Genomic DNA, 14,848 nt, shown 5'->3' with positions numbered 1-14,848 from the left:
TACAGGATAGGAGGACAACTTATGATCAGCTATATCGGGAAGCGAATGGTAGCGGTCATTCCTATTGTTCTCTTTGCCACTCTCGTTACCTTTGCACTCATTCATATTTCACCAGTTGATCCGGCTGAGGCCTATTTGACGGCTGCTCATATTTATCCTACTCCAGAGATTCTGGAGCAGAAAAGACATGAGTTCGGGCTGGATCAGCCTTTGCTGACGCAGTATATGCATACACTTCAAAGAATCAGTCAATTGGACTTTGGTACTTCGTATCTGACCAACAAGCCAGTGTGGGATGAGGTTAAGGTTCGGCTGCCCGCCACTTTTGAATTGGCTGTGAGCAGTATGGTGCTATCTATTGTGGTGAGTATTCCGCTGGGCGTGCTGGCGGCAATGCGTAAAAATGGCTGGATCGACATGCTTAGTCGGGGAATTTCATATTTTGGCGCGTCTATACCCCAGTTCTGGCTGGGATATTTGTTAATCTTCTTTTTCTCTGTCCGATTGGATTGGCTCCCTGTAGAGGGGCGAGGAACGTGGCAGCATCTGGTGTTGCCCACGTTCACCCTGTCGCTGGTTCTGATTGCTTTATATACGCGCCTGCTGCGTTCCAGTGTGTTGGAGCAGCTTCAGGAAACGTATGTGCAGTATGCCAGAACTAGAGGAATTCGTGAGCGGGTGATCATGCTCAAGCATGTACTGAAAATTGCCATCGCTCCACTGATTACAAGTATGGGTATGAATCTGGGCAAGCTTCTGACCGGAACAATTATTGTGGAGCAAGTGTTTTCATGGCCCGGGTTTGGCCGTTATTTTGTGGAAGCGATTTTTAACCGGGATATTCCCGTCATACAATGCTATGTGTTTTTGGCGGCATGCCTGTTCATCGTATGCAATTTGCTCGTTGATCTGGTGCATTTGTATATGGACCCCCGAATTTCATCGAAGGGACGAGCAGAGCAGTGATGATAAGGTTGCGTACAATGTTCAAAGGTCAAAAGGTAATCGTGGTCTGCTCTGTCGTACTGGCTGCTCTTTTTATCATTATGGCGCTAGCTCCTTGGCTGGCTCCCCATGATCCGGTTAAAGTCAATTTACTGCACAAGCTAGAAGGACCTTCGAAAGAATACTGGCTGGGAACCGATCATTTGGGTCGGTGCAATTTATCCCGGTTGCTGTATGGAGCGAGGATTTCGCTTGGCTTTGCGACATTAATTTTCCTGTCCTCGCTTAGCATCGGCGTTGTGATCGGGTCGCTAGCAGGTTATGTGGGCGGCTGGGTCGATAGTGTGCTGATGCGGTTTTGCGAAGGTATTATGGCGTTTCCGAATTTGGTGCTTGTGCTGGGCATTGTCGGTATTTTTGGGCCGGGCCTCATGCAGGTACTGCTTGCCTTGATGATGGTGCAGTGGGTGTATTATGCCAGAATGTGCCGCAATATGGTCGTCAGTCTGAAAGAACGGAATTTTATAGCTGCTGCAAGGATTAGCGGGTCCTCCTCAGGTTCCATTATCCGGCGGCATATTATTCCGAATGTGCTGCGGCCGATTGTGGTCATTGGTACGCTGGAAATGGGCTGGGCGATCATGGATATTTCCGCGTTGTCGTTCCTTGGTCTGGGCATTCAGCCGCCGACCCCCGAATGGGGAGCCATGATTCATGAAGGAACGGGATACATCCGCAGTCATCCGGAATTAATGATATATCCGGGGGTTATGATTCTGGTGGTGGTGATGGCCTTCAATATATTGGGGGAGGCGCTGTCCGACCGATACGGAATTGCCAAACGTCAGTAAAACGGGAGTGAGTTACAACGATGGACGACAGGGCGAAGGTGCTGGAGGTCAGCGGCTTACAGGTGAAGCTCAAAACCGATGCCGGGGCGGTATCTCTGCTGGAGCCAACTCATTTTGAGCTGAAAAAGGGACAGGTACTGGGCCTTGTCGGCGAGAGTGGAAGCGGTAAAACAGTGACTTGTAAAGCGTTGCTCCAACTGCTGGATCGCCAGACGATGGACGTGGAAGGTAGTGTCCGTCTGAATGGGCGTGAGCTGAACGGAATGGCGGCCGAGGAGATGCGGCGAATTCGAGGCAAGGAAATCGCGTTTATTATGCAAAATCCGATGAGCGCCTTTACGCCAGTGTATACGATCGGAGCTCAGTTTATGGAAACGGTCCGCACGCACACCGGATTAACCAAACGACAGGCCCATGAACTTGCCATAACGGCTCTGGAAAATATGAATCTGCCCGATCCAGCCAAGCTGATGAAGCGTTATTCGTTTCAGTTGAGCGGCGGGATGCTGCAACGGGTCATGATCGCCATTTCCATGTGCCTGCGGCCAGCAGTGGTTATTGCGGATGAACCAACGACGGCGCTCGATGTGGTCAATCAGCTACAGGTGCTGAGAGAGCTGGATCGCTTGCGTACGGAATACGATACGTCCATTTTGCTGATTTCGCATGATCTGGGCGTCATTTCCCAATTGGCAGATGAAGTGGCTGTCATGCAGCAGGGCCGTATTGTTGAGCAGGCTGAGGTCCATCAGTTGTTCGATCACCCGCAGGATGAATATACGAAAATGCTGCTGCATGTCAGACCCAAGTTGTCCATTCAGGGCATAAATCAGGTAGGTGGTTAGTCGCCTGTTCGACGGTTACACTTTCAAAAGGGGAGCGAATGCGCATGCTACAAGTGAAGAAAGTAACTCATAGCTATGGAAGGCGCAAATGGCTGGACCGCTCTGAACCACGTCCTCCTGTGTTGGCTAACGTTTCGCTTACTATAGAAAGTGGGTTTTGCCTAGGCTTACTTGGTACCAGCGGAGCCGGTAAAAGCACGCTGGGCAAGGTTATTCTGGGGCTGGAAAAGCCACAGGAGGGCCAGGTGCTGTTCCAGGGACAGGACATTTATAATGCGAGCCCCCAAGTCCGCAGGGGACTGCGACGGGATATGCAGGTCGTATTTCAGGACTGCTACTCTGCTGTAAATCCCCGAATGACCGCCGGGCAGATTATTGGGGAGCCATTGGACAATTACGAACGGTTATCGGCGCAGGAACAAAAAAGAACGGTCGAAAGCCTGCTGGAACGGGTCGGCCTCAAGCCAGAGGATCGGATTAAATATCCGCATCAATTCAGCGGCGGACAATTGCAGCGGATCAATATTGCACGAGCGATTGCGCTTAAACCAAAGCTGATCGTGCTGGATGAGTCCGTCAGCAGCCTCGATATGGTTCACCAGATGCACATTTTATCCCTGCTGGGAGAACTGAAATCTTCGTTTGGATTGTCATATCTGTTCATCACGCATGATATTCGGGCGGCATATGCCGTCTGTGATGGCATTGCTGTGATGGAGCAAGGGAGATTGATTGAGCGCTGTGATGAGAAGGATCAGATTTTTGAATCTGCTCATCCGGCTGTACGACGGTTGATATCGTCCATTTTGCCGGAACATCCAGCAGAGCGTTTTCCGCTTCATGGATAAGAGTGGACCCGCAAGGGTCCTTTTTTTGTGCAACATATGGATAAATAATCGAAATGAAATTTACTTGTTGTATTATTTGAATAACCCGTTATAATATAAAATCATAGTAAATTACTTGGATATTAAAAAGGGGATGTCATATATGAAGAAATCTGCTTTGGTAGCAGCGATTGGCCTGTCTCTTGTGTTATTAACGGGTGCCTTGAGTGGATGTTCTTCGAAGGATGCGGCATCGGGGGATAAGGTAATCTATGTCGGCACACAAAATGACTACCCGCCGTTTGCTTTTACGAATGAAAAAAACGAGCTGACCGGATACGATGTGGAAGTAGTCAAAGAGATCGACAAGAAGCTGGACGGCTACAAGTTTGAGTTTGTACCTTCTGGCTGGGACGGAATTTTCATGGCGCTGGAATCGAACAAGATTCAGGTCGTAGCAGATGAAATCGCCAAAAATCCTGAGCGCGAGCAAAAATATTTGTTCTCGGATGAATCCTACTTTCAAGCACAATCCGTCATTGTTGTGAAAAAAGGCAGAACGGATATACACTCTCTCAAGGATTTGGAAGGCAAGAAGGTAGCCGCATCAGTAGGCGATTCCTACACACAATTGCTGGAACAATATAATGCGAAGAATGGGAATAAAATTATTTTGAAATACAATGATACAGGCACTTCGTCCGATAACCTTCAAGACGTGCAAAATGGCCGGGTGGACGCTTATGTGAATGATCCAGTCATGACGGCTGCTACGATCAAGAAGGAAGGTTTGCAGGTCGAAGCGATAGGTAATCCTGTGCAAACGGATGATATCAATCTGGTGTTCAAAAAGGATAAGCAGGGCGAAGAGCTGAAAGCTAAAATCGACCCGATTATTAAAGAGTTGAAAACGGACGGAACACTGAAAAAATTGTCTGAACAATGGACAGGCGGAGAATATATCCCGCAATAATAACAATGTAAAGGGTAAAGTGAGGTTCCTATGGAAAAGCTGTTTGACCTTGATTATATGCTGAAAAGCCTTCCTCGGATCGTTGAGTATCTACCCGTTACGCTATGGATTGCTTTTTTGTCCATGCTGCTGGGTACGATTATCGGGTTGGCAACGGCGTTAATACGGATATACAAGGTGCCTGTCTTGGCGCAACTGTCTACGCTGTATGTCTCCTACATCCGGGGAACGCCGCTCATTGTGCAGCTGTTTCTCGTATATTATGGAATACCCAAGTTTTTATATTATTTTCAGAGCGAATACGGTTTCTTACAGCAATTAAATATCTACGTGATTCCACCCGAGGTTTTCGCATTGTTGTCATTTTCACTAAATCTCGGGGGGTATCTGTCGGAGACGTTCCGGGCGGCGATTCATTCAGTCGACCGGGGACAATTTGAGGCTGCCAATTCCATCGGGATGAGTCAAACACAGATTATGCTCAAAATTGTGCTACCACAGGCGTTGACGGTGGCTTTGCCCAATTTGGGAAACACGCTGATCAGTACGGTGAAGGATACGTCTTTTATTTTTATGATCGGTGTCGTCGATATGATGGGACAGGCTAAAATTATGGGCGCGCGGGCGTTGGCTTTTTTTGAGGTATATGTTGCGGTGTCTCTGATTTACTGGTTGGTGTGCATTATTATTGAGCGCGGGCTTGTCGTGCTGGAGAAGCGTATTCGAATTTACGAAAGAAGTGAGTAAGGGTATGATTCAACTTCATCAAATTCATAAGCATTTTGGGCAGCATCATGTGTTGAAGGGCATAGATCTGACGGTAGGCAAGGGAGAAGTTGTAGTCATCCTGGGCCCAAGCGGATCGGGGAAGTCCACGCTGCTGCGCAGCATTAATTTTTTGGAACAGCCAAACAGCGGAGTCATTGAAATTAACGGTGTAAAGGTCGATGCCGCCAAGGCGGGAAAAAAGGACATTCTCGGACTACGGATGGCAACGGCAATGGTATTTCAGCAATATCAGTTGTTTAAAAATTTGAATGCACTCCATAATGTGATGATTGGTCTGACCAGTGTGAAAAAGCTGGATCGTAAGCAGGCGAGGGAGATCAGTGAAGGCATTTTGGAGAAGGTCGGGTTAAAGGATCGTATGACCTATTATCCTGCCCAGCTTTCGGGTGGACAGCAGCAGCGAGTTGCGATTGCTCGTGCTTTGGCACTAAATCCGCAGGTGTTGTTGTTCGATGAACCGACATCCTCACTTGATCCTGAACTGGTGGATGAAGTGCTGTCCGTGATCCAAAAGGTGGCGAGTGAAGGAAATACGATGATTATTGTCACGCATGAGCTTGGTTTTGCGAGAGATGTAGCGGATCGGGTTGTGCTGATGGAGCATGGTGTGATCGTGGAGCAGGGACCCGTGGAGCAGTTTTTCACCAATCCGAAGGAAGAACGGACACGGCAGTTTCTGGGCAAAGCGTTGGTACAGAGAGCGCCGCAGGATCAGCCTGTATCCCCATAAAAAGTACGTGGATGGGTTATAGGTATGTACAACGCTGTAGACTTATTGCACCTATAGTAAAAAGCACGTTAGACAAGTCGCAGGAGGAAGGAAAGCCCGCGCTTGTTTGTCGTGCTTTTTTGGCCCCTCTTATCCCAAATTCTTTTCCATTGCAAAGTAGCTTATCACACTTATTCATGATAAATTCTAAGAACAATACAGTGAAGATGTAATCGGGAAGGAACTTGGCATATGAAAAAGGTTTTGTTCATTAATACCGGAGGGACCATTTCTTCCTCCTATCAGGAAAACGGCCTGACACCGACCCAATCGGCTGAAAATATTTTGGCGGAAATTCCGGAACTGAAGGAGATTTGCGAGATTGATGCCCATAATCTGATGAGCATTGATAGCACAAATACACAACCAGAGGATTGGGCTTCCATCGCCGGGATGGTACATCGTTCGCTCGATCAGTACGACGGTATTGTCATTGCACACGGTACGGATACGATGGCTTATACGGCTTCAGCTTTGAGTTTCATGCTGGGAACCGTAGACAAACCCGTCGTTGTGACAGGTTCACAAGTTTCCATTTTGGCGGAGCACAGCGATTCCAAAAAAAATGTAATCGACTCATTCCTGACCGCATGTGGCGAGGTGGCCGGGGTTTTTGTCGTGTTTAACGGCAAAATTATCAATGGTAGCCGCAGCTCGAAAATCAGAACACGCAGCTATAACGCCTTTGAGAGTATTAACTATCCGTACATCGGCCTTGTGGAGAACGGTAAGGTGGTCTATACGGAGGGCGTATTTGCAAATCGCAGTACCGTTCGTCATCCATATAACGACGGGTATGCTTCCGAAGTATTTCTGCTCAGGCTGATTCCGGGTACGAACCCGGCGATTTTCGATGCCATTCAGGGCTTGGGCTATAAAGGTATCGTCATTGAGGGTTTTGGTATGGGCGGCGTCCCTTTTAAAGAAAGAAGTCTGATCAGTAAAATCGAGGAACTGATGAAGGACGGTATGAGTATTGTCGTGACTACTCAATGTCCTTATGAGGGCGGGGATTTAACGATTTACGAAGTGGGGCAAAAGGTACTGGAGAAGGGTGTTATTCCGGGGTATGACATGACAACGGAAGCGCTGGTGACGAAAATGATGTGGGCGTTGGGGCAGACGACCGATCCGGCCGGGGTAGCCAAGATTATGGCAACGAACTACGCGGACGAAGTTTCCCTGCCTGCGGATACAGCTTCCTTATAGGAAGCTGATTTCCGTAGATACCGGGTTAACGCTGGGCTTGCCCCAGTCTGCTTTTAATCTCAATAGCCACTTTCAGCGCTTGTACAGCCGATTCCAGTGGAATCAGACTTTCCGAATGTCCACCAAAACATTCAAGTGCATGATCCAAACTTTTTTCGTATGGATTGGCAGATTCGAGGTTGATTTTTTGCTGTCCTGATGCGGTATACTCATATAATGCGGTAGGTATAAGATCGTTTTCGTCGCTTTCATGAAATACTAGCTTGGCCTTTTCGAAATAGGCTTCATAGGCCACTGTGAAGGGGTAGCTTCCCGGCATGTGGGATGAGGCGATGACTTCTGTGAATGTATCCCGATGCTGAAAGTAAGCTCGAACCTGTGCTTGTTCAGGATGGGTAACTTCTGTACCCCAGACTGTACATGGATCACAGGGGCCTAATAGCCAGGTCAATAAATCCAGTTCATGAATCATGAACTGAGTAGGGATGGAGCTTAGTCCAAGATCCCCCCACAGAGGAGGCGTTTCTCTTTTCAAAGATAAGGAGATGAGCTTCCCGTATTTCTGTTGGCGGTATGCCTCATACAGATAGGTATAGGCGGGATCAAACTTAATGAACTGGTTGACCAGAATCTTTTTGCCATATTGCTCCGCAGCTTGTTGCATAAGAAGAGCGTCTTCGAGACTAAAGCAAACAGGTGTTTCACAAAATACATGCTTACCGTGCTTCAGCGCATCCACAGCATATGACCTATGCAGGTGGGAGGGCAGGCATAGATCGACGATATCCACGTCTGGATCCAGCAGAATATCCTCTATATTTTGTGTGACTTCTACGTTTAGCTCCTCTTTAAGCTTTTGCAGCTTGGTTTCGTTCCTTCCAAATACCATGATTCTGTTTACCTTGGGATGGTTGTTTAACAGTGAGGCATGATACGCGCCGAATCCCGTCCCCAATATTCCAATATTCATCATCCATTACACCCCTTTACTTCTATGATACACACCTATTACTGCCAACAGGGTGTCAACAATCTTTGCATCATCTTTTCAATTCGGGTTAACCATCTATTGTGGAGGTATGATTGTGAGACTGCATCGTTTAATCGCGATTTTATTATGTATCGAATCTAGAGGGAGAATGAAGGCCAAGGAATTGGCGTTGGCACTGGAAACCTCTGTACGCTCCATTTACAGGGATATCGACCTCCTGGCTGAAGCCGGCGTTCCGATTGTTACCGCATCCGGCCCGAAGGGCGGAATTTATTTAATGGAGGGTTATACGGCGAACCTGAAACAGTTGAATGGCGGGGATGTCATTCAGTTGTATTTAACAGGGATGGGCATTTATACAGGCGGACCCACCGAATCGGGTTTGAAGTTAAAGAATGCTCTGCTCAAACTGGAACAGACGATGCCAGACCCGTATCAGTCCGATATTAAGAAAGCCAAAGCGCGGTTTTATTTTGATGATACGCCGTGGTGGACGGAACGTATAGCAATTCCTTGTCTTGAATCCGTAAGAACTGCGGTGTGGGGGTCCCATAAAATAACCATTCAATATGAGAAAGCTGATGGAATCTGTTCTTCCCGTCATGTGCATCCCTACGGACTTGTGGTGAAAAAAGGAGATTGGTATCTCATTGCCTTCTGTGAAGTTGGGCAGGAGATTCGGACCTTTAAGTGTGAGCGAATCAAGGAGGTTCAGCCGTCTGCGGAAGTCTTTGAGGTTCCGGTGGATTTTTCGCTGGAACATCATTGGATGAGGCAAGAAACCACGTTTAAGCAGCTTTGTACAGAGAAAGAATACTATCCCGTTCTGATCCGAACGAATAAGAAGCAAGCGGGAATTATAGCGAAAAGAATGGAAATCATCCAGTCTGTACAGGAAGGCAGTCATTTCATTCTAACGGTCAACATGTATAGTTATGAAGCGGCCTGTCGCGATGCTATGGATTGGATCGGTAGGGTTGAAGTTGTGGAGCCTGTAGCACTCCGACAGTTTGTGAAGGAAGAAATTAACCGACTCCAGAGGATATATGGATAAATTATTAAAAAAACACCTGCCTAGGGCAGATGCTTTTGCTTGTTAAGTCCAGGCCCAGAGAAATCCGTCACGATCCCAGGCAATTCTACCACCATGAAGCTTGCGGAATGCTTTTTTGATTTCTTTTTCCAGAGATACATGACCATGCTCGCTTATAAACACATACTGCTCTCCATACTCAGAGCGTACATATGCAATTGCATCTTCTTGTTTCAGGGTGCCCACTTCACGGATCTGCGCGACCATCCATTGTGCAATTTCTTGTTCTGTTGTAGGGGTGTTGTCCATTTGTCGTATCCTTTCCTGCGTACCGATTGGGTGTAGCTATTCGGCTCACCTCCCCGTAGTATACGGCAATTCGGAGAATTATTGAATTTTTTGATATAAATTTACTTGAGCGGTTGGCTAAGCGGACTTTCTTTTGTATAATTAAGGGAATATTCACGGGAATTTTCTTTTTTTGTATTGTAATCATGCAAGTAATCCCTGGGGGTGCCTGATTTGAAGGAAACAACCACAATTCGCGCAGAGCTGGAGCAGTACATCAGACGAGAAGGAATTACGATTAGTAAGTTTGGGGAGAACACAGGTATTAATGCAGGAACGATCAGTGCCATTATTAACGGTAATCGTCCGATTGCGATGTTGCTGTTGGATCGGATTGCTGCAGGCATGGGGCTTGAAGAAGGAAGCCTCTATGAGTTATACATTGATGAATTTATACGGAATACGGCACCGAATTGGCGACGGGTTCGTCCCTTTTTGCATCGCTGTGCAGAGCTGAACAAACTGGATTGTATTAAGCAAGTCGTGGAGTTTATGATGGACTATCTCATATACGCCCCAGCTTTGTTTGAGACAGCAGAAGAATTATTCAGTGAAGGCAAGTTCGAGGCTGCGGCAATTATTTATAAAAATGTTTCGGAAAGTGAGAAGTACCAACATTCAGAGCGTCTGGCGCTCTGCCAATACCGTTTATTTACGATTGCCGTTGGCGATGACCAGGACGAAAATTTATGGGCAGCCACACACTTTGAAAGCTTTGTGGAACGATTGGGTGAAGCAGATCAGCTGGATGCCTTAAAAGACCTGGCGAATACCTATGCTTCCTTGCGACGTTGGGATAAAGTAGAGTGGTTAGCTGAAAAAATGGGTCACAGGGCCAAGGTACAATATGAACAAAAATACGGAAATACGAGAAAATCCGAGCGTGGCAAGGAACCCAAAGGTCCCTTGTTTATGTATATTGTATACTCTTACGTGCTGCGTGCCGGGGTGTGTGATGAGCGCGGGGATTACCAAAAAGCACTGGAATATGTATCCTTGTATTCTGATTTGAGCTGGGTACAGGAGGATACAGAAGAAGCGCGTCGTTTGAAGGATCAGTGCAGTAACTGGGCTGAGGCCAACGGATATCTATATCAGCTGATGTCCGGCAGTCTGGATGTGATTCCACAGTACGTGGACTATTTGGAAAGAAACGAAGGCGAAATTCTGGTAGGTTTGCTCAAAATTATGGTGGCAGCCAATCGTTATGATTTTAATGTGGATCATGTACTGCAACGTTTTGAAAAACAAATTGCGGCATTTGCAGATCAGCATGTCAAGGTAGGCACCTATACGGAGCAAATGTCAGCAGATCTCTATGCACGATTTTTGGCAGAGATGGCTTGTTATGATCTCAACAAACATCGTTATACCAAAGGTATGAAATTCTTGCTTGAGAGCCTTTCCTATTCCGTCGTGCTGAACGGTAATCCTGTAACGATTAAATGTGTAGGATTATTCGAAAAATATCGGCATACTGCCTCTTCTGAGGACAAAGCAGAATATAAAAATCTACTTGGAGAGGTAGAATACTTCCATGATAAAAAAGCTCGTTTTTTCTCTGCTGGTATTTAACGTTTTTATCATCCTGACTTCTTCACCTATTGCTCCCCCTGTAGAAGATCCGAGTGATGTTCACAGTCATGGGGTAGGTGGCTGGGCACTTTCAACTCCTGAACCATCGGCTTAGAGGTTCTAGATAACGGCACTCCAAAAGGTATCCTCTTCTGAAGAAGAGGATACCTTTTTTTGATGTGAAGTGCATTTGAAGGAGCACTTTTGCCGTCAAGAGTGGGGAGTTGGAAGTTGAGCAGGCGGAAACCAGACATGACGCAGATCTACCCAGCCCTGACTGTTAAAAGATACGCCACGCACAGAAGGGAGATAGGCCGTCTGAACAGGCTTTTCATATAAAATATGCAGCTGGTGCTCATCCATGAGCCGAGTTTCGATACGTTCAAATTGCTGCGCCCTAACAGTATGATCGGCCTCCCGTGCAATTTCACGCAGCAGTCTTTCGATATCCACACGGCTATGAGGCTCCACATGCCCGGATACATTGAGATACAAGTCAAACAGGCGTAATTGCTCATCACGGTCACGAAAGAGAGAAAAGATGATTAAGTCTGACTCCATACGGATAGATGAGCTTTTGAATTCATTCATAGATGCGGCCACGATGTTACAGGTATACCCACAGGATTCGAGCTGAGCCGCAACCCGGTCTGCGTCCGCTTTATACTCGGGAATGGTAGCAATTTGCAGCGCCGCCAGTGGTTCATAAGAATCGTTAGATGAATCCACTGCTGGAGGAAGGGAGCGATGGTCCAGACATGCTACAATGCGGGCACGTATTTCTGGGTTGCGCAACGGTCCATCCTTGTGTGTATTACATGTGATAAATTTGCGTACCGAAGCCGCCGAGTGAATCTGGCTCCATGCGGTATCCGTATCTCCCGCCGATACGGGATTATGGATAATGTGAAAAGAAGAAGCGGTGTCTTCCGTATCCGATGATTCTAGCTTAGTCGCCCACGGGAGTTGGACAATTTCCACTCGGTCCAGATGAGCTCGGCCTTGAAAATAAGGTGCGAAAGCCTCCAGTGTACACAGGCTTTCGTTCATTTCCGTGACCTTGAATGCTCCTGTACCGATAGGGCGGATGCCAAAGGCGGCTTCACCCACCTGATTGAGCTCACGCGGCACAATCGCAGCCCGGCTGGTACACAGGAAGGATAGAAATAGCTCGTTCGGCTCCTTTAGTACGAAGCGTACCATCGTCGGGCTTAACGCCTGGACGTGCTGAATTTGCCGGACGATAAAATGGTAAAGTCTCCTTCCCGGCGCCCGACTCAGTCGCTCAAAGGTATAGACCACATCTTCCGCGGTCAGTATTTTTCCGTTATGAAATAGCACTTCTTTACGCAGGAAAAAGGTCCACTGTGTACGAGTGGCGTCCACCTCCCAAGCGTGCGCCAATCCCGGCAAAATCTCGCCGCTTTCGTTCGCCCGGCGGGCCAGGCCATCAAAGACGTGGCTGGATACGAAGGACTCGGCCAGCCAGTTCAAGTACAACGGGTCCAGCGTATAGAGCTGCTGGCGAATAGGCAGACGCAGCGTGTCGATCTGCTGCTGATCACTTCGCACCTCCGCGTGATGCCCAAAATAATTCAGCAGCCAGCCTTGCAAATGCTCCTGCATGGTGGAGGAGCGTGAATGGACTCGGATCTCATCCAGCGCGCGTTTGATATCATGGCGGTCTATGGCTTGCATCATGGATTGAACGGCAATGTCTTCCGGCTGAATAAGGAAGCGCAGACTGGAGCGGCGACCTCTGCCTCGGCGGGGAGTCCATTGTATCCAGTCATGCTGCTCCATTTTCTGAATGATCATCAAGGCATTACGGTGAGTACAGTCAAAAATAGCCGCCAGCTCATCCAGCGTCGTCTCTATGGTATGGTTTTCGTCCTTGTCGTCAGCTGCGTGTGAGTGAAGCCGTAAAAATTGGGCATGGAGTTTCATTCAAGGTTGCTCCGTTTCCCCTATATTTGATTAAAAGGCGTAGCCGCTTTTATAAAATAGGAAATTTTGTTTGAATTAATTTCTCTTTATCTTCTTATTTTATCATCTACAATAAGGGTTATAAAGCATATTTGTGGAGGTATTTACCATGCATGACAAGATGAATGGAACGTCTTTGCCGAAACCGTCGTTTCTGTCCGCCTTTGCTGGCGCAATTGTGTTGGCGCTGGTTCATCAATATCTGTTTTACGGACATGGGCTGGGCGTGTCTATGCCAATTTTTGTTATTGTGTTTTACGCCTATATGTATGCCTTTAATCGAGATCGTTTCCAGCCCAGATCATGGATAGGGCGTTTGCTGTTTGTGATCATTTTCATGCTGGCATTGACATATGCGCTGTTCAATAATCCGGTCCTATATGTGTTAAATGCGCTGGCGATACCTGCTCTGATTAGCGTACACATGGTGCTGCTGTTTGGGGAGAAAAGGCATGGCTGGTCGGAACCCGGTATTATTGTTCAGGCGTTAAGCCATTGGTTTTATCAAAACTTTCGTCATATCGTGACCCCCTTTCGGATGGTCAAGACAGTAGCCCTTCGGAATGTGAAGGATGAGCGTAAGCGTGTATTGGGCAAAGTGATAATCGGTTTGCTTATTGCCTTGCCGCTACTGTTCATCATCATATCTTTGCTGGCTTCGGCAGATGGGATGTTCGAAAAGCTGTTGTCTGGCATACCCGATTGGATCGGCACACTGTCCTTTGGGAGTGGCATGCTGCGACTGATCTGGACCTGCTTTTTTACCTTCTGTTTCTTCTGCTACTTGTGGGGATTTGTACAGCCTGCTCCGCGTAATACGCAGAGAGAGACCCAATTAAGGAACGGGTTAGATGAGCGCACGAATGGCCAAACCACCGAGCATGATGGTCACTCTTCAGTGATGATTGACCGACCAACGGTGCCTTACCACGAGCCGATTGCGATCAAGTTTGATCCTGTAATCACCGCTACGGTGCTGATTGTCATGAATTTGGTGTATGTTGTATTCGTTGTGTTGCAGTTCGGATATCTGTTTGGTGCATGGGAAGGTGCTCTGCCCGAAGGAACCTCGTATGCTGAATATGCGAGAAGAGGATTCGGGGAGCTGGTTATGGTAACAGGTATCAACTTTGTGCTGATGATCAGTGTATTGAAGTGGACTGAATTTGGCTCAGGTATAGTGCAAAAAATGAACAGCGGCCTGCTGTACATACTCGTGGGTTGTTCGGGTGTGATGCTGTACTCGGGATATACCCGGCTGGTTATGTACGAAGAAGCATACGGCTATACGTACACCCGCTATTTGGTACACGCGTTTATGATTTTTCTGGGCTTGCTACTGCTTATTGCAGCAGTACGCATTCATTTCCGTCAACTGCCGTTGGCGAAATATTATATTATACTCGCTCTGGTTGCCTATGTCGTCGTGAACTATGTGGGCATTGATATACGGATTGCTGAAAATAATCTCGAACGGTATCGTACGACATCGGTGATAGATAAGGAATATTTGAGTGAGCTATCGGCAGACGCGATTCCGCTGCTGATTGACTTTAGCCGTAAGGAACATGGAGCGCTGGATGAGTTTTTACAAGCCCGTTTGACGAGCATGACGAGAGAAGAATCGGCTTGGCCTGAATTCAATTGGGCAAAGTATCGAGCGCAACGGGAATTGCACGACTATATTTTGGAATGAGAGGTGTTTGG

14 protein-coding genes are annotated in these 14,848 nt (G+C 47.3%); 11 read left to right on the top strand and 3 right to left on the bottom strand.

Annotation, left to right across the window (positions count from 1 at the left end; translation table 11 throughout):
* Window positions 1–21 precede the first annotated feature (21 nt).
* The 8 genes from nikB to KAI37_RS25215 all read left to right on the top strand — a co-directional run bounded on the left by nikB (window position 22) and on the right by KAI37_RS25215 (window position 7,208).
* Entirely contained in the window at window positions 22–966 is a 945-nt protein-coding gene (gene nikB, locus KAI37_RS25250; protein WP_220030462.1) for a nickel ABC transporter permease subunit NikB, read from the top strand.
* Window positions 966–1,796: a nickel ABC transporter permease subunit NikC gene (nikC, locus tag KAI37_RS25245; protein WP_081366874.1), complete on the top strand. Its 831-nt coding sequence runs from the start codon at window positions 966–968 to the stop codon at window positions 1,794–1,796. Before nikB ends, nikC begins: the two co-directional genes overlap by 1 nt.
* 20 nt (window positions 1,797–1,816) lie before the next feature.
* A complete protein-coding gene (locus KAI37_RS25240; RefSeq protein ID WP_220030461.1) occupies window positions 1,817–2,641 on the top strand; it encodes an ABC transporter ATP-binding protein in 825 nt (274 codons plus the stop codon).
* 38 nt (window positions 2,642–2,679) lie between these two features.
* Window positions 2,680–3,489, top strand: a complete 810-nt coding sequence (nikE, locus tag KAI37_RS25235; protein WP_076292815.1) for a nickel import ATP-binding protein NikE — start codon at window positions 2,680–2,682, stop codon at window positions 3,487–3,489.
* 142 nt (window positions 3,490–3,631) lie between these two features.
* Entirely contained in the window at window positions 3,632–4,441 is an 810-nt protein-coding gene (locus tag KAI37_RS25230) for a transporter substrate-binding domain-containing protein (RefSeq protein WP_076292814.1), read from the top strand.
* 30 nt (window positions 4,442–4,471) lie between these two features.
* The gene (locus KAI37_RS25225; RefSeq protein ID WP_023990975.1) at window positions 4,472–5,188 is read left to right on the top strand and encodes an amino acid ABC transporter permease; all 717 of its coding nucleotides are present in this window, start codon (window positions 4,472–4,474) and stop codon (window positions 5,186–5,188) included.
* A gap of 4 nt (window positions 5,189–5,192) precedes the next feature.
* Window positions 5,193–5,960: an amino acid ABC transporter ATP-binding protein gene (locus KAI37_RS25220; RefSeq protein ID WP_071643916.1), complete on the top strand. Its 768-nt coding sequence runs from the start codon at window positions 5,193–5,195 to the stop codon at window positions 5,958–5,960.
* Window positions 5,961–6,191: 231 nt separating this feature from the next.
* Window positions 6,192–7,208 carry an asparaginase gene (locus KAI37_RS25215; protein WP_220030460.1) on the top strand — a complete coding sequence of 339 codons (1,017 nt, stop codon included), beginning with the start codon at window positions 6,192–6,194 and terminating at the stop codon, window positions 7,206–7,208.
* 25 nt (window positions 7,209–7,233) lie between these two features.
* Here the strand turns inward: KAI37_RS25215 and KAI37_RS25210 are convergent, their stop codons facing one another.
* On the bottom strand, window positions 7,234–8,181 hold the full coding sequence (locus KAI37_RS25210; RefSeq protein WP_220030459.1) for a Gfo/Idh/MocA family protein: 948 nt from the start codon (window positions 8,179–8,181) through the stop codon (window positions 7,234–7,236).
* Window positions 8,182–8,293: 112 nt separating this feature from the next.
* On the opposite strand from KAI37_RS25210, the gene KAI37_RS25205 reads away from it, so the two are divergent.
* The gene (locus KAI37_RS25205; protein ID WP_220030458.1) at window positions 8,294–9,253 is read left to right on the top strand and encodes a helix-turn-helix transcriptional regulator; all 960 of its coding nucleotides are present in this window, start codon (window positions 8,294–8,296) and stop codon (window positions 9,251–9,253) included.
* A gap of 42 nt (window positions 9,254–9,295) precedes the next feature.
* On the opposite strand, the gene KAI37_RS25200 is transcribed toward KAI37_RS25205, so the two are convergent.
* Complete coding sequence (locus KAI37_RS25200; protein ID WP_013312611.1) at window positions 9,296–9,541, bottom strand: DUF6953 family protein; 246 nt, start codon at window positions 9,539–9,541, stop codon at window positions 9,296–9,298.
* 213 nt (window positions 9,542–9,754) lie between these two features.
* Between KAI37_RS25200 and KAI37_RS25195 the strand changes: the two genes are divergently transcribed.
* On the top strand, window positions 9,755–11,155 hold the full coding sequence (locus KAI37_RS25195) for a helix-turn-helix domain-containing protein (RefSeq protein WP_025721983.1): 1,401 nt from the start codon (window positions 9,755–9,757) through the stop codon (window positions 11,153–11,155).
* Window positions 11,156–11,365: 210 nt separating this feature from the next.
* On the opposite strand, the gene KAI37_RS25190 is transcribed toward KAI37_RS25195, so the two are convergent.
* Window positions 11,366–13,102, bottom strand: a complete 1,737-nt coding sequence (locus tag KAI37_RS25190; protein ID WP_220030457.1) for an ABC transporter substrate-binding protein — start codon at window positions 13,100–13,102, stop codon at window positions 11,366–11,368.
* A 148-nt stretch (window positions 13,103–13,250) separates the two neighbouring features.
* Here KAI37_RS25190 and KAI37_RS25185 point away from each other — a divergent pair, with 148 nt between their 5' ends.
* Window positions 13,251–14,837 carry a DUF4153 domain-containing protein gene (locus KAI37_RS25185; protein WP_220030456.1) on the top strand — a complete coding sequence of 529 codons (1,587 nt, stop codon included), beginning with the start codon at window positions 13,251–13,253 and terminating at the stop codon, window positions 14,835–14,837.
* Window positions 14,838–14,848 lie beyond the last annotated feature (11 nt).

Origin of the sequence: Paenibacillus sp. S25 (assembly GCF_019454085.1) — a bacterium.
GTDB lineage: Bacteria > Bacillota > Bacilli > Paenibacillales > Paenibacillaceae > Paenibacillus > Paenibacillus polymyxa_B.
The sequence above is the reverse complement of the archived record's forward strand: the minus strand, read 5'-3'. Positions and strand labels throughout refer to the sequence as shown.

What these genes read in the sequence shown, in the direction of transcription:
- KAI37_RS25210 (WP_220030459.1), bottom strand. Translation starts at nt 8,181, where the DNA reads ATGATGAATATTGGAATATTGGGGACGGGATTCGGCGCGTATCATGCC.
- KAI37_RS25190 (WP_220030457.1), bottom strand. Translation starts at nt 13,102, where the DNA reads ATGAAACTCCATGCCCAATTTTTACGGCTTCACTCACACGCAGCTGAC.
- KAI37_RS25220 (WP_071643916.1), top strand. Translation starts at nt 5,193, where the DNA reads ATGATTCAACTTCATCAAATTCATAAGCATTTTGGGCAGCATCATGTG.
- nikE (WP_076292815.1), top strand. Translation starts at nt 2,680, where the DNA reads ATGCGCATGCTACAAGTGAAGAAAGTAACTCATAGCTATGGAAGGCGC.
- nikB (WP_220030462.1), top strand. Translation starts at nt 22, where the DNA reads ATGATCAGCTATATCGGGAAGCGAATGGTAGCGGTCATTCCTATTGTT.
- KAI37_RS25185 (WP_220030456.1), top strand. Translation starts at nt 13,251, where the DNA reads ATGCATGACAAGATGAATGGAACGTCTTTGCCGAAACCGTCGTTTCTG.
- KAI37_RS25240 (WP_220030461.1), top strand. Translation starts at nt 1,817, where the DNA reads ATGGACGACAGGGCGAAGGTGCTGGAGGTCAGCGGCTTACAGGTGAAG.
- KAI37_RS25215 (WP_220030460.1), top strand. Translation starts at nt 6,192, where the DNA reads ATGAAAAAGGTTTTGTTCATTAATACCGGAGGGACCATTTCTTCCTCC.
- KAI37_RS25225 (WP_023990975.1), top strand. Translation starts at nt 4,472, where the DNA reads ATGGAAAAGCTGTTTGACCTTGATTATATGCTGAAAAGCCTTCCTCGG.
- KAI37_RS25200 (WP_013312611.1), bottom strand. Translation starts at nt 9,541, where the DNA reads ATGGACAACACCCCTACAACAGAACAAGAAATTGCACAATGGATGGTC.
- KAI37_RS25230 (WP_076292814.1), top strand. Translation starts at nt 3,632, where the DNA reads ATGAAGAAATCTGCTTTGGTAGCAGCGATTGGCCTGTCTCTTGTGTTA.
- nikC (WP_081366874.1), top strand. Translation starts at nt 966, where the DNA reads ATGATAAGGTTGCGTACAATGTTCAAAGGTCAAAAGGTAATCGTGGTC.